23 protein-coding genes are annotated in these 23,089 nt (G+C 65.0%); 11 read left to right on the top strand and 12 right to left on the bottom strand.

Features of this window, described 5'->3' with window-relative positions; translation table 11 throughout:
* Positions 1-1,317 (top strand): replication initiation protein, encoded by a 1,317-nt coding sequence (locus ACFIMZ_RS34645; protein ID WP_010097096.1) that lies wholly within the window; start codon positions 1-3, stop codon positions 1,315-1,317.
* A 47-nt stretch (positions 1,318-1,364) separates the two neighbouring features.
* Here the strand turns inward: ACFIMZ_RS34645 and ACFIMZ_RS34650 are convergent, their stop codons facing one another.
* From ACFIMZ_RS34650 to ACFIMZ_RS34660, 3 genes are all read right to left on the bottom strand, one after another.
* Entirely contained in the window at positions 1,365-2,390 is a 1,026-nt protein-coding gene (locus ACFIMZ_RS34650; protein ID WP_431825771.1) for a ParB/RepB/Spo0J family partition protein, read from the bottom strand.
* Positions 2,383-3,078: an AAA family ATPase gene (locus tag ACFIMZ_RS34655; protein WP_431825772.1), complete on the bottom strand. Its 696-nt coding sequence runs from the start codon at positions 3,076-3,078 to the stop codon at positions 2,383-2,385. The genes ACFIMZ_RS34650 and ACFIMZ_RS34655 overlap by 8 nt, the downstream gene beginning before the upstream one ends.
* Before the next feature lie 2,170 nt (positions 3,079-5,248).
* Positions 5,249-6,367, bottom strand: a complete 1,119-nt coding sequence (locus ACFIMZ_RS34660) for an MBL fold metallo-hydrolase (RefSeq protein WP_431825773.1) — start codon at positions 6,365-6,367, stop codon at positions 5,249-5,251.
* Between the two features lie 80 nt (positions 6,368-6,447).
* Here ACFIMZ_RS34660 and ACFIMZ_RS34665 point away from each other — a divergent pair, with 80 nt between their 5' ends.
* From ACFIMZ_RS34665 to ACFIMZ_RS34695, 7 genes are all read left to right on the top strand, one after another.
* A complete protein-coding gene (locus ACFIMZ_RS34665; RefSeq protein ID WP_431825774.1) occupies positions 6,448-7,092 on the top strand; it encodes a TetR/AcrR family transcriptional regulator in 645 nt (214 codons plus the stop codon).
* A 162-nt stretch (positions 7,093-7,254) separates the two neighbouring features.
* Entirely contained in the window at positions 7,255-7,746 is a 492-nt protein-coding gene (locus ACFIMZ_RS34670) for an NAD(P)H-dependent oxidoreductase (protein ID WP_431825775.1), read from the top strand.
* 391 nt (positions 7,747-8,137) lie between these two features.
* Positions 8,138-8,836 (top strand): ProQ/FINO family protein, encoded by a 699-nt coding sequence (locus ACFIMZ_RS34675; RefSeq protein WP_431826029.1) that lies wholly within the window; start codon positions 8,138-8,140, stop codon positions 8,834-8,836.
* Between the two features lie 758 nt (positions 8,837-9,594).
* The gene (locus tag ACFIMZ_RS34680; RefSeq protein ID WP_431825776.1) at positions 9,595-9,873 is read left to right on the top strand and encodes a metal/formaldehyde-sensitive transcriptional repressor; all 279 of its coding nucleotides are present in this window, start codon (positions 9,595-9,597) and stop codon (positions 9,871-9,873) included.
* An 8-nt stretch (positions 9,874-9,881) separates the two neighbouring features.
* Entirely contained in the window at positions 9,882-10,919 is a 1,038-nt protein-coding gene (dmeF, locus tag ACFIMZ_RS34685) for a CDF family Co(II)/Ni(II) efflux transporter DmeF (RefSeq protein ID WP_431825777.1), read from the top strand.
* A 3-nt stretch (positions 10,920-10,922) separates the two neighbouring features.
* Positions 10,923-11,114 carry a DUF1289 domain-containing protein gene (locus ACFIMZ_RS34690; protein WP_431825778.1) on the top strand — a complete coding sequence of 64 codons (192 nt, stop codon included), beginning with the start codon at positions 10,923-10,925 and terminating at the stop codon, positions 11,112-11,114.
* 262 nt (positions 11,115-11,376) lie between these two features.
* On the top strand, positions 11,377-13,506 hold the full coding sequence (locus ACFIMZ_RS34695) for a TonB-dependent receptor (protein ID WP_431825779.1): 2,130 nt from the start codon (positions 11,377-11,379) through the stop codon (positions 13,504-13,506).
* A gap of 78 nt (positions 13,507-13,584) precedes the next feature.
* On the opposite strand, the gene bfr is transcribed toward ACFIMZ_RS34695, so the two are convergent.
* Positions 13,585-14,064 carry a bacterioferritin gene (bfr, locus tag ACFIMZ_RS34700; RefSeq protein WP_431825780.1) on the bottom strand — a complete coding sequence of 160 codons (480 nt, stop codon included), beginning with the start codon at positions 14,062-14,064 and terminating at the stop codon, positions 13,585-13,587.
* A gap of 292 nt (positions 14,065-14,356) precedes the next feature.
* Between bfr and ACFIMZ_RS34705 the strand changes: the two genes are divergently transcribed.
* Positions 14,357-15,433, top strand: coding sequence for an EamA family transporter (locus ACFIMZ_RS34705; RefSeq protein ID WP_431825781.1), 1,077 nt, complete (start codon positions 14,357-14,359; stop codon positions 15,431-15,433).
* Between the two features lie 94 nt (positions 15,434-15,527).
* Here the strand turns inward: ACFIMZ_RS34705 and ACFIMZ_RS34710 are convergent, their stop codons facing one another.
* Entirely contained in the window at positions 15,528-15,944 is a 417-nt protein-coding gene (locus tag ACFIMZ_RS34710; RefSeq protein ID WP_431825782.1) for a plastocyanin/azurin family copper-binding protein, read from the bottom strand.
* A gap of 307 nt (positions 15,945-16,251) precedes the next feature.
* Between ACFIMZ_RS34710 and ACFIMZ_RS34715 the strand changes: the two genes are divergently transcribed.
* Both ACFIMZ_RS34715 and ACFIMZ_RS34720 read left to right on the top strand, forming a co-directional pair.
* On the top strand, positions 16,252-16,779 hold the full coding sequence (locus ACFIMZ_RS34715; protein WP_431825783.1) for a hypothetical protein: 528 nt from the start codon (positions 16,252-16,254) through the stop codon (positions 16,777-16,779).
* Positions 16,780-16,803: 24 nt separating this feature from the next.
* Complete coding sequence (locus ACFIMZ_RS34720) at positions 16,804-18,135, top strand: DUF2325 domain-containing protein (protein ID WP_431825784.1); 1,332 nt, start codon at positions 16,804-16,806, stop codon at positions 18,133-18,135.
* A 15-nt stretch (positions 18,136-18,150) separates the two neighbouring features.
* Here the strand turns inward: ACFIMZ_RS34720 and ACFIMZ_RS34725 are convergent, their stop codons facing one another.
* The 7 genes from ACFIMZ_RS34725 to ACFIMZ_RS34755 all read right to left on the bottom strand — a co-directional run bounded on the left by ACFIMZ_RS34725 (position 18,151) and on the right by ACFIMZ_RS34755 (position 23,089).
* Positions 18,151-18,537: a winged helix-turn-helix domain-containing protein gene (locus ACFIMZ_RS34725; RefSeq protein WP_431825785.1), complete on the bottom strand. Its 387-nt coding sequence runs from the start codon at positions 18,535-18,537 to the stop codon at positions 18,151-18,153.
* Positions 18,538-18,586: 49 nt separating this feature from the next.
* On the bottom strand, positions 18,587-19,192 hold the full coding sequence (locus tag ACFIMZ_RS34730) for a nitrogen fixation protein NifQ (protein WP_431825786.1): 606 nt from the start codon (positions 19,190-19,192) through the stop codon (positions 18,587-18,589).
* Complete coding sequence (locus tag ACFIMZ_RS34735; RefSeq protein WP_431825787.1) at positions 19,192-19,698, bottom strand: molybdopterin-dependent oxidoreductase; 507 nt, start codon at positions 19,696-19,698, stop codon at positions 19,192-19,194. Before ACFIMZ_RS34735 ends, ACFIMZ_RS34730 begins: the two co-directional genes overlap by 1 nt.
* Positions 19,699-19,812: 114 nt before the next feature.
* On the bottom strand, positions 19,813-20,238 hold the full coding sequence (locus ACFIMZ_RS34740) for a TOBE domain-containing protein (protein ID WP_431825788.1): 426 nt from the start codon (positions 20,236-20,238) through the stop codon (positions 19,813-19,815).
* Between the two features lie 193 nt (positions 20,239-20,431).
* Complete coding sequence (locus ACFIMZ_RS34745) at positions 20,432-21,922, bottom strand: efflux transporter outer membrane subunit (protein ID WP_431825789.1); 1,491 nt, start codon at positions 21,920-21,922, stop codon at positions 20,432-20,434.
* Positions 21,919-22,875: an efflux RND transporter periplasmic adaptor subunit gene (locus tag ACFIMZ_RS34750; protein WP_431825790.1), complete on the bottom strand. Its 957-nt coding sequence runs from the start codon at positions 22,873-22,875 to the stop codon at positions 21,919-21,921. Before ACFIMZ_RS34750 ends, ACFIMZ_RS34745 begins: the two co-directional genes overlap by 4 nt.
* Before the next feature lies 1 nt (position 22,876).
* A complete protein-coding gene (locus ACFIMZ_RS34755; RefSeq protein WP_431825791.1) occupies positions 22,877-23,089 on the bottom strand; it encodes a DUF1656 domain-containing protein in 213 nt (70 codons plus the stop codon).

The following is a 23,089-nucleotide window of genomic DNA, read 5'->3' on the forward strand; positions in this document are numbered from 1 at the left end:
ATGCCGCGAAAGCCCGCAAGCAAAGGCTCCGACAAACAAGTCTCGCTGTTCCAGACGCCCGAGCCTCCCGACTTGCTGCGCAAGGCGGTGCAAGCGATTCACATCGCACCCAAGTCGGGAAAGATCGGTCTGCAGCAGCGCAAGATGTTCAGTTCGCTGATCAAGAACGCGCTTCGGCAGGAAGCGTTCGAGCCGGGCCGCACGAGCTTCTCGATCTCGATCGCCGCGCTCTCGCACGAAAGCGGACTGAACAGCAACAACACGAAGTACGTGAAGGACACGGTGAACTCGCTCATCAGCACCGTCGTCAACTGGGACTATCTGGCCGGGGACCGCTCGACCGTCTGGAAGGCGTCGGGCCTGCTGGCCGGCGCGGAACTCGAGCAATCGGTGCTGAAGTACAGCTTCTCGGACCAGATTCGCAGCGAACTGCTCAATCCCGAGATCTACGCGCTCATCGATATGCGGATCGCGCGCGAGTTCCGGCGCTCGCATTCGCTCGCGCTGTGGGAAAACACGGTGCGCTATGAAGGAATCGGCATTACCGCGAAGATCCCGTTGCCGAAATTCCGGGATCTCATCCTGGGGCAGGACAAGGCGTCGCAGTCGTACAAGGAATACAAGCTGTTCAAGAGCAAGGTCCTGGTGCCGTGCATTCAGGAGGTCAACGAAGTATCGGACCACACGCTCGAGCTGATCGAGCACAAGTCCGGACGCAGTGTGGAGGCGGTCCAGTTCAAGGTGACGCGCAAGCAGAGCGCGGATACCGTGGAGGACGGCGACGTCAAGAACGAAGCGCTCGTCGAAGAAGTTGCCAAATTCGGCGTTCCGCGCTCGGAGGCTCGTCGGCTGATTTCCCAGTACGGCGTGCAACGCATCAAGGCCGCGATCGCCTACACGCTCAATCGGACTACGAAAAAGAACGCGGCGCCGATCGACAATGTCGGCGCGTATTTCCGCAAGGCGTTGACGCACGGCTACACGTTGTCGGACGGCCAGGCGACGGAGACGGCGACGCCGGCGAAAGAGACGGCGCAGAGCAAGCAGGAGCAGATTCGCGACAAGTATCTCGCCGCCAAGATCGATGAGGCGGGCGCGTACTTCCGCGAGCTGGAAATCGATGACCAGACCAAGCTTATCGAGCGCTACAACGAGACGGTGACCGGCTCGAAGGATCTGACGTTGTCGCCGAAGAAGAAGGCGAGCAAGCTTGCGCAAACCAGCTTCTTCAGATGGCTGGCGCTGGATACCTGGGGCGAACCGACTTCGGACGACCTGCTGGAATTCCTGCTCAGAAGCAGTCTCGCAGCAAATTGATAAAAAGACCTCGCAGCTTCCCTGCGAGGTTTTTTTATTTGGGCAGCTTACTTTTGTGCGGTGGACAGCTCGGCGACGTAGGCGTCGATGACGGCCTTGAGCTTGTCGGCGAGCGCTTCCTGATGAGTGGTGTCGACGCCTTTGAGCTGCAGGTCGACACGTCCGTCGGGATACGTCTTCAACTGCCCGATCGTCCGCGATTCGACCGCGAAATCGTGGCGCACGCTGTACCGAGTCCGTCCCGCCTTTTTGTTCCCGTCGTTCTGCGCACGCAGGAAGTTCTCGAGGTCGCGCACGGACTTTTTCCGGTCGATGACGGCAGACAGCAGGCGGTCGGCGGTCGGTTCGCCCAGCCGCTCGAAGATCAGCTTCAGGAAATAGGCGGCCTGCAGGCCGACCACGTCGTTTGCGGCGGCCATCCGTTCGAGGAGCGTGGTCGACAGGGCATTGAGCGACAGCGTCTTGCTGATGGTCGCCTTGTCCTTGCCGATCTTTTCCGCCAGCGTGTTCTGGTCGGGGAACACCTTCTCGTCGAGGAGGCGCTTCCATGCGACCGCATCGTCGAAGATCGTCTGGCGCTCGTGATCGTGGTTCGCGCGATAGGCGATCGTGTAGAGCTGCTCGGGGGTGTGATCCGAGCGGAAGGTGGCGTTGATGGTTTCGTCGCCGTTGATGCTCGTGGCGCGCAGCCGGCGCTGCCCGTCGATCACGACCAGCTTGCCGGGGAACTCCGGCAGCCGGGTCACCTTGATCGGCTCGATCTGCCCTTCCCGCTTCAACGTCAGCGCGAGCTCGTGCAGGCTCGATTCCGAATAGAAGACCCGCGGATTGAACGGGTTCGGAATGCAGTCCTTCACTGCAACCTTTTGCGGGGCGCCGAGATCTTCCGCATCGGCGGGCAGCGTCATGGCCGGTTTGAGCGCAGGCGTCGCGACAACGGGCAGCTGCGTGACGGACGGTTCGGGCAGTCGCGTCTCCAGCGCCGCGTTTTCCTGCGCAAGTCCGCGCAGAAGACCGGCTGCGAGATGGAGATTGCCCGTCGCCTTCTTCTCTTTCGATGTGTCTTTAGCCATGAGCGGTTCCGGTAGCGCGCGTCGACGCGATGTATTGGGCCATTTCGGTGACCAGCTTCTCGATCTCCGCACGGGCCTCCTTGAGGCCCTTCAGGTACCGATTGTGATGGTGGATGGTGGTGCCGAGCGCGAAGGTCTGTCGGTAGACCTCGCGTTGGGCGATCTGGCTGTCCAGCAGATGCTCCCCTATTTCTTCTGCCTTTAGAATTTTTAAAATCTCTTCACGCATTTTAGTTTTTCCATTGACGCTATTGAGCATCAGTGCGGAAGAAAGACTAGGGTTACGTACCGACCGCATGGATTCGATCATGCGAATCATGGCGACGGTGCTGTAGAGATCCGCGGGCGACGGCGATAGCGGTACGAGGCAGAAGTCGGCGACTTCGAGCACCGATGCGATGCGCGGATCCTCGAGGTTGCCGGGGCAGTCGACGACGATCACGTCGAAATGTGCGTCCTGCTTCTTGATCTCTCCACCGATTCCTCGACCGGCCGGGGCGAGCGAAAGAACGGTCATCGGAAGTGTGTTCTCGCCGCTTGTGACCCATCTGACGGATGTGCCCTGGGGATCGGCGTCGATGAGCGCAACCTTGTTTCCGCCCGCCTCGAAGGCGGCGGCGATGTTGACGGAGATGGTTGTCTTTCCAGTACCACCCTTTTGATTGCTGACGGCGATCTTGAAAGCCATTAAATTCCTCCAAGGAGTTTTGCGCAATATATGCATTTTTTGGAGAAATGTCCAGACAAGATGTTCCTTTCGAGGAACGCAGACGGGCGATGTGGTTGTTACGTGACAAGTGGCAGAAAGGCCAACGTTCCGGAGCGCATCCAGCGCGAGTCATACATCTAGAATCAACAGCAAATTCAACTGGCGCCACCACCTCAACGGAATGGATGATCAGCGAGATGATTCACATCTGGCTTTCATACTAGATTTTGAAATTTCACTCGTTCGATGGATCCTTTTCGAGTACCTATAGCAAAGTGATGTCCCGTTCAGTCGAATGATGGCTGGTCGGAGGATGTGCAGTTGTCACGTGACAATTTGCCTTATTGCTGGACGACTCGGGGTGGGCAAGTTGGCCAAGCATCGGCGGTTTGTTTTATTGCAAACCGTAGCTATCGAGTCGATGATTGGTGTCGCGATCAAATAGCGAGTTGTCACGTGACAATTGCGGTGGTGAGCGTCAACAAGCTTCATATCGATTGAAATTGGATCGCACAGAGAAGCGGGATATCTCTAAGAGTGAGCGACAGGATGTCTCGCGATAGGGCAGTGCTCATCGCTCGTCGATGAGTTGTTACGTGACAACGGGCGCCCGTATTGAGGATTTGTTGTTTGAGGAATGGCAAACAGGGACCGGCCGGTTGCTGGACTCGCAGGAGAAGCTGCTTGGCGATCTGCGTCAGCGTTTAGGGACAATGGCGTCATTGTGCTCAAGCCATTGCGAATGGATTCGATGCACACGCCTTCCACGATAGTTGCGCATTCCCTTCTACGGAACAGGGCATGAGGTTTTTTTCAAAGCCACGTACCGCACCCCAGGGCTTGGAAATAAGTCGCTTGCTATGATGTGACCCCATTAATGATGGAGCGGAATTCACGCAGCCGATCAAGCTGCTTCTTGCCGCGTATGGCGCAGTATCGAGTACTCGCGTGACGGACGATTGGAACTTGCGCTTAGCTCATGTAGTTGGCGTCAGTTGCTCAATCCGGGATGCTATTAGGTCTATAGACGCTATGCGCGATGGCAAGGCGCGGGCATCGGATGAGCGTCAATCCACATCGTGAAACATCTGCGCGAAATAGGGGTATGCTCGCGCAGCCATGTCTGGCAAGGGTTTTCGGGCGATTCCTCATGTTGTTTCACGCTTATTCGGTGGATTCGTTGCCGAAAACAGGGGCAAATGACGATCCATGAGAGGCGCGCGTCGTTCATTTGGCGGCTCGCCGTCTTTCATTGTGATTGAAACGTTTTTCGTAGTTATTGATACGTATTCTGGCCGATATGCGCCAAACTCGGACTCGAATGCGATGCGATACCATATCTGGAAACGGATGCGCGGCGCATGAGTTGTCACGTGACAACGGGATATCCCGTTCCTCATCACGCGGCAAACAACGATGCTTTACGAAAGCACGGACGAAGGACCACCGATAGCAATGTCGCTATCGCTAATGCGCGTTTAGAAAAGAAATGACTCTGGAATTGGAGCCATTGGATAGAGCGGGGCAGGGGACTATGCGGTTTGCATGTCGAACTTGCCACTTTTATTGCGATCCGGGCAGCGAGTCGGGCGATACGCCGACAAACACCCACGCCTAAGTTCCGGCTTCGTTTGAATTGATGCAGATGGCTATTTCGATTGAGCGGTTGTGAGGCGCCCTGCCACTCGAACACAACGGCGCTGCTCTGCGCGAAGTTGTGCTCCTGTCCAAATCCGCACTTTGCTGGCGCCCACGCAAAGGACGAGTATCGAACGACTTGTTCGCCGCGTGAGGTTGGGAACCGGGCAGCCCTCACACCAAAGCACTTGATTACCGCACCAACGCATTATCTCGCCGCGACGAAATGAAGTGTGGAATGCGAGAGATAGGGCGGTGCGGAAGCAGCCAGTACACGTGCCGAATGCTCCGATCCTTCACAAGCATCGCCCGCCTGAAACGCCTCGCAGCTCAGTCCCTGCCTCCCGCGGAATCGGACAATTCAACCGGAGAACGAGAATGTCCGTCGTTCCGGTCGAATGCCCCGACGCGTGCGGTCGTCGGGGCGAACACGCGCGGCCGCCCACGTGCCGCTAAGCCGTTTCGCGGCAAATGCACGACGCGTCGACCAGCACGTCCGAACAAGCAACGCTCACCTGGCCGTCCGCGACGCACAAATCGCTAGCCGCAGCGACTTCGGCGCTTCGACTTTCTCGCCGACGTTGCGCCACCATCGCTCGCCGCGATGCGGCGCAGCCAGTGTCAGACGTTCGCCCATGCGCGGCGTCGACAGTTCGACGCCGCGTGCTGCCGCCAGCGCCGTTACACGCTCGAACGGCTCTTGCCAGCGGTGCATCGCCAGATCGAACGTGCCGTTGTGAATCGGCACCAGCCAGCGGCCGCGCAGATCCAGATGCGCCTGTACGGTCTCTTCAGGTTGCATGTGGACATACGGCCATTGCGCGTCGTAAGCACCCGTTTCGATCAGCGTCACGTCGAATGGCCCGAGGCGTTCGCCGATGGTCCTGAAGCCGTCGAAGTAGCCGGTGTCGCCGCTGAAGAACACGCGCAGATCGTCGTCGACGATGACCCACGACGCCCATAGCGTGCTGTTGCCGTCGAACAGGCTGCGACCGGAGAAATGCTGCGCGGGCGTCGCGGTCAGCGTCAGGCCGTCGATCTCTGCGCTTTGCCACCAGTCGAACTGGCGCACCTTCGCCGCGTCGATGCCCCATTCGACCAGGCGATCGCCGACGCCTAGCGGTGTCAGGAACACGCCGGTCGTCGCGGCCAGCGCGAGCACCGTGTCGCGGTCCAGGTGGTCGTAGTGATCGTGCGACAGGATTACGCCGCGCAACGGCGGCAGGTCGGCGAGCGCGATCGGCGGCGCATGGAACCGCTTGGGGCCGAGGCGCCGGAACGGCGACGCTCGCTCGGCGAACACGGGGTCGGTCAGCCAGAACTGGCCGCGCAGCTTGAGCAGCAGCGTCGAATGGCCGAGCCGGTACAGACTGCGGTCGGGCGCGGCGTCGAGCTGGGCACGGGTGAGCGTATCGACCGGGAGGGCGCCCGCCGGCACCGCGCCGCGCGGCTTGTTGAACAGCATGTTCCACATGATGCGGAGCATCTTTCCGACTCCTTCGACCGGACGCGGCGCAACGTTGAGGAAACGTTCGCCGTCGTGTTGCGGCGACCCGGCGGACGATATGCGGCCGCGTTTCGCGGCGGTGAAGCCCAACGTGCGATGAACGAAATCGGGAAGCGATGTCATGGGGGCCATCCGGATGAAAGTACACTGCACAGTGTAGTTTATCTTCGGGGAAAGTAAACTGATGGGTGTAAAATTTGGAAATGGATACGAGTGCCACTCATCAACGTCTGACCGATCGAAAGCGGGCAGCCATCATCAGCGCCGCGATCGAGGAATTTCTCGCGGCCGGCTACGACGCGACCAGCATGGACCGCATCGCGGCGCGCGCGGATGTCTCGAAGCGCACGGTCTACAACCACTTTCCGAGCAAGGACGCGCTGTTTGCCGCGATCCTGCATCAGCTCTGGGACGCAAGCCAGACTGGCAGTCTGCCCGCCTATTGCGGCGACGCGCCGTTGCGCGGGCAACTGCTCGAATTGCTGGCGCGCAAGCTGCGCCTCCTCAACAACGCGTCTTTCATTGCACTTGCGCGGGTCGCGATCGCCGCCGCCATTCATTCGCCGGAACGCGCGCGCGACATGGTCGAGCGTTTCGGCGAGCGCGAGGAAGACGTGACGGTATGGATTCGCGCGGCTGCCGCGGCCGGCCGGCTCATGGCGCCCGATCCGGTCTTCGCGTCGTTTCAGCTATTGGGTGCGATAAAGGCGTTCGCGTTCTGGCCGCAGGTGACAATGGGCCAGCCTCCGCTCGACGAAGCAGCGCAGAAGCGGGTAGCCGAGTCCGCAGCCGACATGTTTCTCGCGTACTACGAGCGCAAGCGGGACGACGGCGGGAACGATCGCTGAAGATATGTGGAACCGCACTGTCTCGAGACCCCGACGTTTGATCTACATTGGAAGCGCGCCGCTGCTGATACCGATGCTGCACGGGGCGCGCGAGGGAGTGCCGCATCGCGTCGCCACGAAATGGCCGGCGCCATGCATCGGGCGGGAGGTGCACGAATGCCGATGAAAACGCTACTGATCGTCTATCACACGATGACCGGAGGCACGCGGCAGATGGCCGAGGCGGCCGCCAGCGCGGCGCGCGAACAGGCCGGCGTGTCGGTCAGGCTGCAGCGCGCGGACGAGACGGGCCCGGAAGACGTGCTGGCGGCCGATGCGTATCTGTTCGCGACGCCGGAGAATCTCGCCGCGATGTCAGGGTTGATGAAGGATTTCTTCGATCGCTGCTATTACGCGGCGCTCGACCGTGTGAACGGGCGCCCATACGCGACGATGATCTGCGCCGGCAGCGACGGGCAGAACGCGTTGCGCCAGATCGATCGCATCGCGACCGGCTGGCGTCTCAATAACGTGGCGCCGGGCCTGATCGTGTGCACCCATGCGCAGACGACCGAACGCATCCTCGCACCGAAGACGATCGGCGCGGACGATCTCGCGCGCTGCGCGGAACTCGGTGCCGGCCTGGCGGCTGGTCTCGCGCTCGGCGTGTTCTGACGACAAGACGCAAGACCCGGCGGACCGGGGGCGAATCCGGCGCGCGGGCTTCGCACTCCCATAAACGGTTACGTTACGCGCCGAAGCAGCCGCGGCCCCGACTTTGGCCGCGCAGCTCGCCATCACGCCGGCAACGTCCGGCCGCGCAACGAAAGAGATCCGCCAGTCCGTCAGACGAGACGCGCGCGGTATACTCCTGTCCTGCGTTCCATCCGGCAGCGAGGCCGGGTGCCTGAACAGATGCGTGTGACATGTTGCTCATGCCGTATCTTCCGTGTCGGTGACGGAGTGGCCGAAAGCCGCCATCCGGATCCGTAGCGCGATGCCCGGCGCGGGCTCGCGCGGTTTGCGCGGTGGAAGCCACGCTCAATATTCCTGGTGGATTGAATTTATGGGTTTTGAACAACTTGCCGCTCTGCGGGATCAACTCGCGGCGAAGGCCAAGCAGGAGCGGAATGCGAAGCGCGCGAAGGCGCAGCCTGATTCCGGAACCAAGCCGTCGTCCGGCGGCAAGCCGGCTTCGGGGGCCAAGTCTCCCTCCGGTGCGAGGGCCGCTCCGGGCGCGAAGGCGTCGTCCGGTGCGAAAGCGTCTTCGGGCGCCAGACCGTCGTCCGGCGGCAAGCCGTCGGCGCCGGTCGATCCGGTCGTCGTCGCGATCGGCAAGCTGCAGAAGCGCTTCCCGCTGGCGTTCCCGAAGAATCCGGCGCCGAAGGTGCCGCTGAAGGTCGGCATCTGGGCGGATCTCGCCGGCCAGGCGCAGGCAGTGGGGCTGACCGAAGCCGAGCTGCGCGACGCAATGTCGACCTGGTGCCGCGGCAACCGTTACTGGTCCTGCATGGTCGAGGATGCGGTGCGTGTCGATCTGCAAGGCAACGAAGCCGGCCGGGTGTCGAAGGATGACGCGGCGCGCGCGCGACGGCTGAAGGCGCGTGGCCCGAGAAAGGGGCCCGCACAAGCCGCGAAGACGGGCGCGCAACCGGAGAAGGCCGAGGCTCAGGCTCAGCAGGTACTCGAAACCGCCGAGCCGCAAGCGACGGACGCGGGAACGCAAGCGGCGCCGGTCGAGCCGCAGGCAGCGAAAACCGAGTAACGCGTCGACGCGTTACCGTGACCGCCGGCGCGTCGTGGACCGTCGGCGGCGCAAGCAGGGGTTGCCGGGCGCTGGCCCGGATCGAAGCGAGATTCGACGTTGGCGGGCAATGTACGGCACTTCCGGACTTGCCCCCATAACACGATCCTCGCGTGCACATTCCCCGCCATCTTCCGCCGATTTGCGCGAATGCCGTCACGACCGTGCAACGGCGGGTTCGAGTACCTGCTCGATGAGCCCGGACAGACGACGCGCTGACGATTTCGCGCGCGCAATCCATTTCGTTATCCTGATCGATCGCGGCGATCGCGGCGATCGCGGCGATCACCCGGCGTCGCCAGCGTGTCGGGCGCTCGTCCGTCCGGCGGATGCCGTAGTCGGCAGGACGAGCCGGCATGGGTACCGCGCCGCAACGGGTAATCGCGCGATACGCACTCCGCATGGCAGCGTTGCCGGGACGACGCCCTGAAAACAAAGGCAGCGCTAACTCCGTTGGCGGCAGAGTGGCATGCGACAGAAACGACCCATCTGCAGGTCGGTCATTCCGACCGGATGCTGGTGCGCGAGGGGGGGCGCATCCCGGTGATGCCGCTCGCTACGCCGGGGTAGTGTGTGGATCGATCCAGACGATTCGGATGACGAAGGGACTATTCAGGCCGTAATCGCGCGATGCCACGTGTTCCAGATGATATACCCCCATACCCTATATGGAATTGAGCTTCTGAGATATACTCCCCCTCCCTATCTGGAGGCCATCGATGAGTCACACCGTTCGCGAAAAACAGAAGCTGCTCAACCGGGTCCGCCGCATCAAGGGGCAGATCGAGGCGATCGAGCGCGCGCTCGAGGAAGAGCGCGGCTGCAACGAGGTCCTGCAGCAGATCACGAGTTGCCGCGGTGCGATGAACGGGCTGCTGGCCGTCGTGCTCGAGGATCACATTCGCACGCACCTCGTCGATGCCGAGCACGACAGCGGCCATGACGAGGGCAGCGCGACCGAGCAACTGATCGAAGTCGTGCACAGCTACTTCAAGTGAGAGACGACATGAGCGATTTCAAAGATGCGGCATTCGGTGCGGGACACGACCACATTTTCCTGGGCGCGGCGCACGAGCAGAACGAACGCAGGACGTGGGCGGTGATTGCGCTGTGCAGCGTGATGATGGTCGCGGAAGTCGTTGGCGGAAGCATGTTCGGCTCCCTGGCGCTCGTCGCCGACGGCTTGCACATGTCCACGCACGCGGGGGCGATGCTGATCGCGGCGCTGGCCTATACGTATGCGCGCAAGCATGCGGGCGACGGGCGGTTCGTGTTCGGCACCGGCAAGCTCGGCGACCTCGCGGGATTCTCGAGCGCGATCGTGCTCGCGATGATCGCGCTGCTGATCGGGTACGAGGCGGTATCGCGTTTCCTGTCGCCGGTGCCGATTCGTTTCGGCGAAGCGATTCCGATTGCGGTGCTCGGCCTGCTCGTCAATCTCGCAAGCGTGTGGCTGCTGGGCGGCGACCATCACGGCCATGCGCACGGCCATCATCACGATCACGCGCATGGCCACGCTCATGACGAACACGCGCACGACGATGCATCGAAAACCGCATGCGTCGATCACGATCACGATCACGGCGACGCGCACCCGCACGCGGCCACGACGCGCGATCACAACATCCGCTCGGCATACGTTCACGTGATGGCGGACGCGGCGGTATCCGTGCTCGCAATCGTCGGCCTCGTGCTCGCACGCGCATTCGGCTGGGTCTGGATGGACCCGCTGGCCGGCATCGTCGGCGCGCTGGTGATCGCGAACTGGTCGTACGGGCTGATGCGCGACACGGGCCGCATCCTGCTCGACATGGAATCGGATCCGCGATTCGCGCAGCGCGTGCGCGGCCTGATCGAAGACGGCGGAGACCGGGTGACGGACCTGCACGCTTGGCGTCTCGGGCCGGGCCACATGAGCGCGGTCGTGTCGGTGACCACACTTGACGGCAGCCGCGATGCGCGTTTCTACCATGGCCTTCTCGATTCCGTCGCAGGCCTTTCGCACCTGACCGTCGAAGTCGTGCATCCGCATTCGGCGGCATAGGCGATGGCCGTCAAGTCTCCCTGCATCGACGTCTGCTCGTTCGACCGCAGCACGGGCTTCTGCGTCGGCTGTTTTCGCACGCTCGAAGAAGCGCGCACGTGGAAGAAGATGACCGACCATCGGCGACATCAGATCGTCAATGACCGTGCGCGCCGGCAAGCGAAGCTCAAGCGCGGCGGGCCGACCGGGCAGTAGCCCAATCCGGCCGCGCGTTCGTGACCGCGTCGCCGGAAACACCTTCCGCGAAAGCAATTTGTCAGGAATGGGAAATGTCGGCGCGATGAAACGCGCCGTCTGACGAATGACTTGTTGCAAGCAGGCGACAGATCGACGTATTGATTAAAAATACGAATCATTATCGTTTAATATTTCGAGATATTACAGGCCGCGGGTCGGACGCCGCGGCCTTTTTCATGTCTGCCGAAACCGATCCGTCGACCGCTTTCTTTCGTACTTGATGAAACTCAACAAGAATGCCTGCCGCGCGCTCCTGATCGCGACGTCGCTCGCCGGCGCAAAGACGTCGTTTGCCCAGGCGAGCGACACGCCGGCCACGCTGCCGACGATTTCCGTCAATGCTGCCGCCGAACGCGCGGCATACGATGCGAGCCGCTCGCGTTCGGCCACCAAGACCGACATGTCGCTGATGGACGTGCCGCAGACGGTGAACGTGGTGCCGCACGCGGTGATCGAGGACCAGAACGCGACGTCGATGCAGGACGCATTGCGCAACGTGCCGGGCGTCGGCTTCTCGGTCGGCGACGGCCAGCGCGACCAGATCACGATTCGCGGCTTCAACAGCATCACCGACCAGTACGTCGACGGCATTCGCGACGACGCGCTGTACTACCGCGACCTGTCGAACGTCGAGCGCGTCGAAGTACTGAAGGGGCCGGCCGCCGTGCTGTATGGCCGCGGCTCGGCGGGCGGCATCGTCAACCGCGTGCTGAAGCGGCCGCAGGCGAACCCGGTGCGCGACGTCGGCGTGACGCTCGGCACGCGCGGCGAGCGGCGCAGCGACTTCGACCTCGGCTGGAATGCGAACGACGCGGCGCGCTTTCGCATCACCGGCGCGGTGGAGAACTCGAACAGCTTCCGCGATCAGTTCCAGCTGAACCGCCAGGCAATCGCGCCGTCCGCGCAGTTCAAGCTGAGCCCGGACACGGTGCTCAACGTGGAGTTCGACTACCTGCACGACCGGCGCACCTCGGACCAGGGGATCCCCGCGTATCTGGGCCGGCCGGTCAACGTGCCGATCAATACGTACTACGGCTCGGCCGATGCGGCGAACAGTTCGTACAACGATGTGTCGGCGAAGAGCGCGACCGTGTCGCTCGATCATCGCTTCAGCGATTCGCTGTCGTTTCACGGCGCGATCCGTGCGTACGATTTCTCGCTCGAGCGAAAGAACTACGTGACGTTCCAGCCGATCAAGACCGCCGCGCGTCCGACCGTGACGCTCGACCAGTCGACGCGGCAGCGCACCGATCACGGCGTCGACGGCGTATTCGAGCTGACGCAGAAGACGGCGCTGTTCGGCATGCGCCACGAACTGCTGTACGGGCTCGAGCTGTCCCAGCAGCAGAAGTTCGACACGATCTACAACGCGTCGAAGGTCGCGACTTACGATCTCTACCATCCGCAGCTCGTGAACCTGCCCGGCGTGCCGGCCGGCACGCCCGCGCGGACGAACGCGTCGACCGTCACCGGCCTCGTCGGCGTCTACGCGCAGGACCTGATCTCGCTGACGGAGCACTGGAAGGTGCTCGCCGGCCTGCGCTTCGACTACCTGAACCAGATCCGCCACGACTACACGTCGTCGAACGTCAACCTCGACCGCACCGATCGCGCATGGAGCCCGCGCGTTGGCCTGATCTACGAGCCGCTCGACTGGCTCACGCTGTACGGATCGTTCAGCCAGTCGTTCTCGCCGCTCACCGACACGCTGATCAGTTCCGGCGCGTTCGCGAACGGCGCGGCGCTGGCGCCGCAGAAAACCACCGCGTACGAGATCGGCTCGAAGTTCGATCTCGGCGGCAAGGCGCTGGCGAGCATCGCGCTGTTCGACATGCGCCAGACGAACCAGCAGATCGGCGATCCGGCGCATCCCGGCTATGCGCTGCCGATCGGCACGCAGCACGTGCGCGGGATGGAGCTGGGCTTCTCCGGCGAGGTCGCGCCGAAGTGGTCGGTGTACGCCGGCTATGCGTATCTGAACGGCACGGTGGACGGCTCGCCGCAAGCGACGTCGGCCGGGCTGGCGCTGTCCAGCAACACGCCGGGGCTGATGCCGCGCCATAGCGCGAACCTGTGGCTGAAGCGCGAACTGCCGTATGGCTTCTACGCAGCGGCCGGCGCGCAGTTCCAGTCGGCGCGCTATGCGTCCGCGAGCGATCTCGTTACGCTGCCGTCGTTCACGGTGTTCAATCTCGGGGCCGGCTATCGCAGCAAGAAGGTCGACGTGACGCTGACGCTCGACAACCTGTTCGACCGCCGCTACTACATCTCCGCGCACGGCAATGCCGACATGTACAACATGCCGGGCGCGCCGCGCACGCTGACCGCCACGGCCAAGTGGCACATGTAACGTGCGGCGCGGAAATGCCGCGAGCCCGTCAGGCGGGCTCGCGGGCAGCGGGCGCGAATGGCGGGCGCGCGGTCGGCGTCACGATTCGAACGACGTCATGCCCGACTGCAGATAGTTCTGGATGCCAACCTTCTTGATCAGGTCGAGCTGCGTCTCGAGCCAGTCGATGTGTACCTCGGTGTCGTCGAGAATGTGCTCGAGGATTTCGCGCGACACGTAGTCCTGCGCCGATTCGCAGTACGCGATCGCCTCCTTGCAGGTGGCCTGCGACGCCCGTTCGAGCTTCAGGTCGCATTCGAGGATTTCTTCCGTATGCTCGCCGACGAGCAGCTTGTGCAGGTCCTGAAGATTCGGCAGGCCGTCGAGCATGAAGATCCGCTCGATGAGCGCGTCCGCATGCTTCATCTCACCGATCGATTCGTCATATTCATGCTTGCCGAGCTTGTCGAGCTGCCAGTGACGATACATGCGCGCATGCAGGAAGTACTGATTGATCGCAGTCAGTTCGTTCTTCAACTGCGCGTTCAGATAGCCGATGACCTTCTTGTCGCCTTTCATAGCGGTTGTCTCCCATCCGAGCAGTGTCCACTTGCGTTGCGTCGTGCCGCTTAAACGATAGTCAGTCGCGCGTCGAATCTCAATCGGGCACGGGTGAATCGGCGCGGAAACCGGAAGGCGAATCAATCGCATTTTCGTATGCGGCGCGCCGTGCATGCCGCGTCACGCGAGCAGGTCTTCGCAGAACGCGCTGAACGGGCGCGTCGGCGAAAAATGGCGTCACGCCGTCAAGCAGGTGAGATACTCTGCGCACGTCGCTGCAAGCCCTGCGCAACATACATTCTCCGATCCCATGCACTCGAGATTCAACGCGATCGTCGTCGCACTGACCGCGGCCGCACTGTTCGGCGCCGCCACGCCGCTGGCCAAGGCGCTCCTTGGCGCAATGTCGCCGTTCATGGTGGCCGGCCTGTTCTACCTCGGAAGCGGGATCGGCCTGGGCGCCGGCATCGTGATCCGCCGGCTGCGACGGCCTGCCGCGCACGCCGACGCGGGCCACGCGCTGAAGAAATCGGAGCTTCCGTGGCTGGCCGGTGCGATCGCAGCGGGCGGCGTCGCCGGGCCGGCGCTGCTGATGCTCGGCCTGGCGAGCACGCCGGCCGCCACGAGCGCGCTATTGCTCAATCTGGAAGGCGTGCTGACCGCAGTGATCGCATGGGTGGTATTCCGCGAGAACGTCGACCTGCAGGTGTTCCTCGGCATGGTGGCGATCGTCGCCGGCGGCGTGCTGCTGTCGTGGAAGCCGGGCGCGGCGGGCGTGCCGACGGGCGCGCTGCTGATCGTCGGCGCCTGCCTGTGCTGGGCGATCGACAACAATCTCACGCGCAAGGTGTCGGCGAACGACGCGATGGTCATCGCATGCGTGAAAGGGCTGGTCGCGGGTCCCGTCAATATCGCGGTTGCCGTCGCGGCGGGCGCGGCCTGGCCCGCCGCCGCGACGACAGCGGCCGCGATGCTGACGGGCCTGGCCGGCTACGGCGTCAGCCTCGTGCTGTTCGTCGTCGCGCTGCGCGATCTCGGCACGGCGCGCACGGGCGCCTATTTCTCGGTTGCGCCGCTGTTCGGCGTCGCGCTGTCGCTGCTGATCTGGCCGGAGCCGCCGTCCGTCGCGTTCTGGATCGCCGGCGCACTGATGGCGCTCGGCATCTGGCTGCACGTGCGCGAACGGCACGATCACGAGCATACGCACGAACGGCTGGAGCACACGCACCGGCATCGCCACGACGCGCATCATCAGCACACGCACGACTTTCCGTACGAAGGCGACGAGCCGCATACGCATCCGCACGTGCACTTGCCGATCACGCATTCGCACGCGCATTTTCCGGATATCCATCACCGTCACCGGCATAGGGCCGGTTCACGCTAATAACGCGCGTTCCCCTGATTTCAAAAAATCCTTTCGTGGGGCAGGCCCTATGCGCAGGCGTTCGGTCGCCTCCGTTCCATTTGCGCGAAATCGTTCAGCGCGTGACGACCAGCGCCACATGCATGCCGGCCGAATAGTGGCCGGGCTTGTTGCAGATCAGCGCGTAGTGGCCGGGTGCAAGCGTCAGCGCGAGACGTCTGCGCTTGCCCGGCGCGATATCCTCGACTTCGCCGACCTTGCGCAGACGCTGTTCCAGCACCTGTCCGTTGCGGACGGGCAGCGCGCCGTCGGCGAGTTCCGTCTTCAGCACGACGAGCTCGTGCGTCATGTCGCTGTCCGTTGAATTCACGACGTCGAACGTGACCTTGCCGGCTTTCACGTCATGCGGCTCGAGCTGGATCGAGTCCGCGCGCAGCGTCGCCTTGACGGTCTGCTGCGCGTGGCACGCCTGCGACGCGATGCCGAGCGCAGCCATGCCGGCGACGAGCGCGGCACGACAAGCGGGGTTCATGGTTGCCTCCCTGTGCGGTGAAACTTTGCGCCTGTCGAAACGGGCACCGCCTGTCGGGCGGCAAGAACGGGCAAGCCGGGGCGACGGTGCGTCTCTTTTCCGATGCGCGAAGCACGTGCAGTAAACGTTCGGCCGGGATCGCTTATTCCTGGGGGCAGGCATCGTTTTCCAGCGAGCGCGATTGCGTCGTACGGAGCAGCACAGCCGCGGAGCGAATCCGCGCTCGTTATATTCTGCTGTATATTACGGGGTCGTGGAGAAGCGACGCACTGTCGAATGACGCGTGTTCGGTTGCAGCGAGGGCAGGATGGATGAACTGGTGCAGCAGGGGCAGGACGACGGCATTGCACGCGGCGCGCTGTCCGCGAAAATCGTGCCGCTGAGGCGGCGCGAAGACGGGCAGCGTGCGGAGCGGATCGCGCACGTGGTCGATGCGTTCGCGCGATTGCGCGGCAGCGTGTTGCGCTTCATCGCGATGCTCGACGAGCGGCGCGACGCGGATGCGCCGAACGCCGGCGCGCCCGACGCGCGGCGTTTCGATGCGTTGCTGCAGTCGCTCGCGTCCGGTGCCGAACGCGCGGAATTTCGTCGCCTGCCCGAGTTGCAGCGCTGCATCGAACGCGTCGGGGCGGCGGAACGATATCGCGACGTGATTTTTTCGCATTCGCCGCCGGCGAGCGATGCCGAGCTCCGTGATGCCGCCACGGTGCTGGAGCTGCTCGATGCCGAGCTCGTCGGGCTGTGCGTCGCGCACGTGCTCGCGGGTCGCGCCGAGCATCCGTTGCCGCCGGATGCGGCGTCGATGCCACGCAGCGGGCGCGAGCGCTCCGCCTGAATCGCCAATTGATCGAGGTCCGCGATGGAGATGCCCCCGTTTCGACTGTCCCGACTGGCATCCGGCCAACCCGGTGCGAATCCGCCGCATCCGCCGCAGGACCGCTGCTGCGGGCCCGCGCCCGTCACTCGTGCGGCGGCGACCCGCCGGGCGCGTCTCGCCGAACTCGATCCGCACTTCCACTGCTCGGTGATCGGCACCTGCCTGACGACGGCGGAACTGCGCAAGCTCGTGCCTCGCCATGCCGACGTCGACCGCGAACAGGCCACCGACCTGCAGATTCATCATGCGGCGGTCGAGCTCGCGACGCAGGGCGGTGAAGGTGCAAAGGCGCTGCACAAGGCGCTCGACCAGCGTTACGCGCTCGCGGTCAAGCGCTTCGGCGCCGCGACGGATGCCGACGCATTGCGCGCGCTGTGGGCCGATGCGTTGAAGACCGGCGACGTGCCGCCCGCGTACTGGGCCGTCATCACGCATCCGGCCTGCACGCCGGAACTGCGCCAGCTTGCGTTCGGCGACGTGCACATGCTGTCGCATCTGGTCGGCGCGGCCAACCGGGCCGACATCCGGCGCCTCGTTGCGCTCGAAGACGAGAACGTGACGCTCACGAGCAAGATCGAGCGCCAGCAGCACCGGCTGCGGACCTTCGCCGTCGAACGCGACGCCGAGGTGCGCGGGCTGCGGGCGACGATCGAATCGCTGAACGCGACGGCGAGCCGCCGTGCCGAGCCGGCAGGCGGCGACCTGCATGCGGAACTGGCGCGACTGCGTGAGGCGGTGAGCGAGCGGGATGCCGTCGTCGCGCTGCATGCGAGCCGTCGCGGCGCCGCCGAGGATCGGCTGCAGGAAGAGCAACTGCGGGTGCAGGCGCTGCGCGCGCAACTCGACGAGATGCGCGATACGATCGACGCGATGAAGCGCGAAGCGCATGCGATCGAGCAGACCGTGCTGCGCACGTTTGCTGAAGCCGGGAGCGAGCCGACCGCGCTCGCGCGCGTGCAGGGCAAGCGCATCGTATATGTCGGCGGCCGCCCGGGATCGCATGCGGCGATCAGGCGGCTCGTCGAATCCGCGGGCGGATCGCTGACGGTCCACGACGGCGGCATCGAAGACCGCAAGGGCAAGCTGGCGGCGTCGATTCCCGGCGCCGACCTGGTCGTGTTCCCGGTCGACTGCATCGATCACGATTCGATGAACACGCTCAAGCGTCTGTGCGAACGACACCGAATCGGCTATCGCCCGCTCAGGACCGCGAGCGTCGCCAGTTTCGTCGACCTGATGACGGACGACCACGACGAAACGGCGCGGCCATCCGGCTGCAGCCGCATATCGGCGTTCTGCCTGCGGCACGGTTAGCGCCGCATCGGGTCTTCAGGACTGCATGAAGCCGGTGAGGGCCGCGATCTGTTTCGCGCAATGCTTTTGCGCCTGCAGCTCGATCGAGCGATAGAGGCGGACGATTTCCTCGCCGACCGGCGTAAGCGTGCAGCCGCCGCCGCTGTGCCCGCCTTGCTCCGACACGGTGGCGGGCGACGCCAGCGAGCGGTTCAGTTCGTCGATCAGCAGCCACGCGCGGCGGTACGACATGCCGAGGCTGCGCGCGGCCGCCGAAATCGAACCGTGTTCGCGCACCGCTTCGAGCAGCGCGACTTTTCCCGGGCCGAGCGCGACCGTGTCGCCCTTGCGGATGCGCATGCGGAAACTCACGCTGGGCTCGGCGGCTGCGGGCCGCTTCGCGGCGGTGGAGGGCTTGGTCATGCGCGACAGGATACACGAACGGGATGTGCGCGCGACGGCTGCGCGGCTGCTATTGCGTGCGCGGAAAGCAATGGGCGTAGTCCTCGCAACCGGGGCATCCCGGCGCGGGGGCGGGCGGCACGCCGAGGTCGGCCGCGATTTCGCGCGCAAGAAACTTCTTCCAGCGCAGATGCGCGACGTTGCGCGCCGCCAGCGCGGGGAAATAGCGCGCCAGCATGCCGGACACCGCGTCGCGTCCATCGAGCCCGAGGTCTCGCCACAAGTGATCGGGACGCAGGCACGCGTGAGCGACGATCGCGGCGACGCATTCGGCGTCGTCGTAGCGAACCGCGCGTCCGACATCGTGCAGCAGCAATGCGCTGAGCGTTGCGACGAAGTCCGCATGCACGCTGTTCCACAGCGCGATCCTGGCGGGCGGCGCGGCGATCGCGTCCGGCCGCAAGCGAGGAAAGTGGCGGGCAAGCAGCGCGGCGAACTGCGCCCGCGAAAGGCCGAGCAGCGCGAGCTCGCCGCGTCCGGCACGCGCTGCGATGAGCGTCGCGAACAGGCGGGCGTCCGGCGAAGCGGCATCGGCCGCGCCGGCCAGCAGCGTGCGCCGCTGCTGCTCGCAGGCGGGCGGCAGATTTGACGGATCGGTGCCGTCGAACGTGGACACTACGGCGCCAGCACGCGGGCGATGACCCGCGCGAGCCGGTTGACGTGGCGGGGCGCCGCAAACAGGTCGGCACCCGAAAACAGCACCGGCGCGCCGTCGACGGCGTCCAGCGGCCGGCCGCCGCATTCGCAGGCGACGATCACTTGCTCGCCGACCGCCGTGTTGAACAGCTCGTGCCACGAAAACGTCACGGCATAGCCGTCCTGCCCGACGGCGAGAAACACCATCCGCTTGAAATCGCCGGGCTGCTCGCAGCGCAGTCCGGCGCGTGAAATCAGGTCCGTCAGCCGCACGCCGCGGTATCGATCGACCGCTCGAATGAAGCGATGGGTCCTGAAGCAGCGCAGCTCGAACGGTTCGGCCGTCACGCTCGCGTGCCGCCTGAGGTCGGCGACGGAAATCGACAGCGGGTCGATCACGTCGCCGGTCACGTGCACGACGCCGTCGCTGCCGTTGTCGCGACACGCGGGTTCGGCGGTGGCGGGCAGGATCTCCGCGGCTTCCATGCTTCGGTCTCCAGATCGATGCCCGGGCAACCGCCCGAGCGCTATAGCGGAACGTATATCACGACGGCGACCCGTGCAACTTCACGGAGCAGGTTCGACTCGCGAGCCGGAGTGTCACTCGACGCCGACGATCACGCTCGACGCCTTGAAGATCGCGGTGGCGGCCTTGCCGCTGGCGAGCCCGAGACGGTCGACGCTGTCGTTGGTCACGATCGCGACGAGCTGCGCGCCGCCCGGCGCGGCGATCGCCACTTCCGCATTGACCGCGCCCTTCGTGACGGACGACACCGTGCCCGCGATGCAGTTGCGGGCCGATACCTTGCTGCTGTCGACGTCGACCATCACGACGACCGACGACGCCTTGACCAGCGCGAATGCCGCGGAGCCGGCGGCAAGGCCCAGCGACGCGGCGCTGCCGTGCGTGATGACGGCGACGATGTCGAGGCCGTCCTGCGTGCGGAGCGTGATTTCGTCGTTGACTGCGCCGGCCTTGACGGCGGCGACCTGACCGGCGAAGTGATTACGGGCGCTGGTTCGCATGATGAGTCTCCGGAATGAGGGTCGCTGCCCGGCGGGCAGCGAAGGATGGAACGGATGCGCCGGATAGTTTACCGCCGACGCGAACGGCCGGCGACATCCGATCGCCATGGCGCGGATCACGAATTTGCAGACGGATGGCGCGAGGGCGTCCGGGCGGCCGCGACGGACCGGCCGCCGTGACGCCCCGCGGAAGCTATTCCCGCACGGCCGGGATCGCCGACGCGCTTCCGGCCGGCAGCACGGCGCCTTGCGCGGCCGGCGCCGCGTCCGCTTCCCAGCCGCCGCCGAGCGCGAGGAACAGCCGCACCTGATCGGCCGCGACCTGCCCTTCGGCCGCCGCGACCTGCGCGCGCACGCTCGTCAGCGTGCGGGTCGCGTCGAGATCGGAGATGAACGATTCGCGGCCGGCCAGGTACAGCCGGTGCGTTTCGTCGGCCGAGCTTCGCGCCGATTCGTACGCCGTCTGCAACGCATCCGCGCGCTGCGTGTCGGCCGCGTAGGTCGCGAGGCTCGATTGCGTTTCGCGCAGCGCGTTCAGCACGACGCCGTCGAAATGCGCGAGCGCGCCGGCGCTCGCCGCTTCGGCGTCGCGCACGCGCGCGCGCTGGCCGTTGACCGGGAAAGTCCAGCTGATCAGCGGACCGAACGACCAGCGATTGGTGACCGGCGAGAACAGGTCGCCGGCGAGGCCGGTCGTTCCGGCCGTCGCGCCGATGCTGATCGACGGATACAGCGCGCCGGTCGCGACGCCGATCCGCGCGGTGGCGGCGGCGAGCTGCCGTTCGGCCTCGCGGACGTCCGGCCGGCGCCGCAACAGCGCGGCGCCGTCGCCGACCGGAATCGGCTGGCGCAGCGTCGGCAGGCGTTCGCACGTGCCCACCGCCGTCGGCAGGTCGGCCGGCGCCCGCGCGAGCAGCGCGGCGAGCTGATACTGCGCGACCTTGCGGCGTCCTTCGAAGCGCGGAATGTCCGCGGCGAGCGTGCGCACCTGCGTCACGCCGCGCGTCACGTCGGTCTGATTGCCGCGTCCCGCGTCGCGCAACCGCTGCGACAGCGCGACCCGCTGCCTCTGCAGCGCGAGCGACTGCTTCGCGACCGCGAGCTCGTCGCCGGCCGAGCATGCTTCGACGTATGCGCGCACGACGTCCGCGACGACCGTGATGCGCGCGAGATCGGCGGCCGCCTCGACGGCCTCGCTGTCCGCACGCGCGGCTTCGACGCCGCGCCGCAGCTTGCCGAACAGGTCGATCTCATACGACACGCTGATGCCGAGCGAGCCTTCGTTCACGACCGGCAGCTTCTTGTCGAGCAGAAACTGCTCGGCGGATTCCTGCGCGCGTTGCACGCCGGCCTCCGCGCCACCGGAAAACCCGCCCTGCGCGTTGGCGACGTCCAGCGCCGCGCGCGAGCGCGCGAGGTTCGCGGCCGCGACGCGCAGGTCGGTGTTCGACTTCAGCGCATCCCGGACGAGCCCGTTCAGCACGGGATCGTCGTAGAGCTGCCACCAGTTCCCGGGCAGCGCGTCGTGCGACACGAGCGTGCCGCCCGCGCCGTCGAGCGCCCCGTTCGCGAGGGGCGCGTTGACGTACGCCTGCTGCGGCAGGTGGTAGTCGGGGCCGACGGACTTGCACGCGCCGAGTGCGAACGCGAGCGCCGCCGCGAGACGGATGCCGCGCTGCCTCATTGCGATGCTCCCGCCGCGCTGGTGGCCGCGCCGGACATCGATTGCGCGCCGGCCGCGCCCGGCTTCGCGTTGCCGTCGCGGCGCGTGTCCGACGTGCGCACCGACACGGTCGCGGTGCGGCCCGCGATCATCCGGAAATCGTCCGGCACCTCGTCGAGCGCGACGCGCACCGGCACGCGCTGCGCGAGCCGCACCCAGCTGAACGCCGGGTTCACGTTCGGCAGCAGGTTCGCGCCTTGCGTGCGGTCGCGATCCTCGATCGCGGCGACGATGCTCTGCACATGGCCGCGCAACGGATGCGGCTCGCCCATCACCGTGATGTCGACGGCCTGGCCGATATGGATGCCGCGCAGCTTGGTTTCCTCGAAGTAGCCGTCGACGCGGAACGAATGCAGGTCGACGACCGACAGCACCGCGCGCCCGGCCGGCACGTATTCGCCGACGCGCGGCGCGCGATCGTTCAGGTAGCCGTCGACCGGGCTCGCGATCGTCGTGCGCTGCAGGTTCAGGCGCGCGGTGTCGAGCGACACCTGCGCATCCTCGACGGCGGCCTCGCCCTGCTCGACGCGGGTGCGGCTTTCCTCGACCTGCTCGCTGGCGACGAGGTTGCCGAGCTTCAGGTTGCGCGCGTATTCGCGCTTCGCCTGCGCGAGCGTCGCGCGGCGCTGGTCGAGCGTCGCCCGCGCGAGGCGTTCGGCCAGCGCGTAGCGCGCCTGGTCGATCACGAACAGCACCTGGCCGCGCTTGACCGGCTGGTTGTCGACGACCTGCACCGACGTGATGAGGCCGGACACGTCGGGCGCGACCTGGATCACGTCGGCGCGCACGTGGCCGTCCCGCGTCCACGGCGAGAACATGTAGTAGCTGACGATCCGCCACAGCACGAGGGCGGCCACGACGACGACGATCAGCGTCAGCAGGATCTGTGCCGCGGAGAACCAGGTTTTTTTCACGTTAGGTAGCCACGAGATGGTGGGACACGATCACGACGGCGGCGAGCACGAACACGTAGATGCCGAGATCGAAGATCGAACGGTGCCAGACGAGGCGATAGAAGCCGACGCGCGCGAGCACCGCGCGGATCACGACGTTGATCAGGTACGCGATCAGCATCAGCACGAGCGGGGCCGGTACGTAGACGCCGAAGATGTCGATTTCGCCGATCAT

It is taken from the genome of Burkholderia sp. F1 (assembly GCF_050813845.1).
Lineage (GTDB): Bacteria > Pseudomonadota > Gammaproteobacteria > Burkholderiales > Burkholderiaceae > Burkholderia > Burkholderia ubonensis.

Bases quoted from the DNA above. Each gene is read 5' to 3' on its own strand.
- ACFIMZ_RS34645 (WP_010097096.1), top strand. From the start codon at position 1: ATGCCGCGAAAGCCCGCAAGCAAAGGCTCCGACAAACAAGTCTCGCTG.
- ACFIMZ_RS34650 (WP_431825771.1), bottom strand. From the start codon at position 2,390: ATGGCTAAAGACACATCGAAAGAGAAGAAGGCGACGGGCAATCTCCAT.
- ACFIMZ_RS34655 (WP_431825772.1), bottom strand. From the start codon at position 3,078: ATGGCTTTCAAGATCGCCGTCAGCAATCAAAAGGGTGGTACTGGAAAG.
- ACFIMZ_RS34660 (WP_431825773.1), bottom strand. From the start codon at position 6,367: ATGACATCGCTTCCCGATTTCGTTCATCGCACGTTGGGCTTCACCGCC.
- ACFIMZ_RS34665 (WP_431825774.1), top strand. From the start codon at position 6,448: ATGGATACGAGTGCCACTCATCAACGTCTGACCGATCGAAAGCGGGCA.
- ACFIMZ_RS34670 (WP_431825775.1), top strand. From the start codon at position 7,255: ATGAAAACGCTACTGATCGTCTATCACACGATGACCGGAGGCACGCGG.
- ACFIMZ_RS34675 (WP_431826029.1), top strand. From the start codon at position 8,138: ATGGGTTTTGAACAACTTGCCGCTCTGCGGGATCAACTCGCGGCGAAG.
- ACFIMZ_RS34680 (WP_431825776.1), top strand. From the start codon at position 9,595: ATGAGTCACACCGTTCGCGAAAAACAGAAGCTGCTCAACCGGGTCCGC.
- dmeF (WP_431825777.1), top strand. From the start codon at position 9,882: ATGAGCGATTTCAAAGATGCGGCATTCGGTGCGGGACACGACCACATT.
- ACFIMZ_RS34690 (WP_431825778.1), top strand. From the start codon at position 10,923: ATGGCCGTCAAGTCTCCCTGCATCGACGTCTGCTCGTTCGACCGCAGC.
- ACFIMZ_RS34695 (WP_431825779.1), top strand. From the start codon at position 11,377: ATGAAACTCAACAAGAATGCCTGCCGCGCGCTCCTGATCGCGACGTCG.
- bfr (WP_431825780.1), bottom strand. From the start codon at position 14,064: ATGAAAGGCGACAAGAAGGTCATCGGCTATCTGAACGCGCAGTTGAAG.
- ACFIMZ_RS34705 (WP_431825781.1), top strand. From the start codon at position 14,357: ATGCACTCGAGATTCAACGCGATCGTCGTCGCACTGACCGCGGCCGCA.
- ACFIMZ_RS34710 (WP_431825782.1), bottom strand. From the start codon at position 15,944: ATGAACCCCGCTTGTCGTGCCGCGCTCGTCGCCGGCATGGCTGCGCTC.
- ACFIMZ_RS34715 (WP_431825783.1), top strand. From the start codon at position 16,252: ATGGATGAACTGGTGCAGCAGGGGCAGGACGACGGCATTGCACGCGGC.
- ACFIMZ_RS34720 (WP_431825784.1), top strand. From the start codon at position 16,804: ATGGAGATGCCCCCGTTTCGACTGTCCCGACTGGCATCCGGCCAACCC.
- ACFIMZ_RS34725 (WP_431825785.1), bottom strand. From the start codon at position 18,537: ATGACCAAGCCCTCCACCGCCGCGAAGCGGCCCGCAGCCGCCGAGCCC.
- ACFIMZ_RS34735 (WP_431825787.1), bottom strand. From the start codon at position 19,698: ATGGAAGCCGCGGAGATCCTGCCCGCCACCGCCGAACCCGCGTGTCGC.
- ACFIMZ_RS34740 (WP_431825788.1), bottom strand. From the start codon at position 20,238: ATGCGAACCAGCGCCCGTAATCACTTCGCCGGTCAGGTCGCCGCCGTC.
- ACFIMZ_RS34745 (WP_431825789.1), bottom strand. From the start codon at position 21,922: ATGAGGCAGCGCGGCATCCGTCTCGCGGCGGCGCTCGCGTTCGCACTC.
- ACFIMZ_RS34755 (WP_431825791.1), bottom strand. From the start codon at position 23,089: ATGATCGGCGAAATCGACATCTTCGGCGTCTACGTACCGGCCCCGCTC.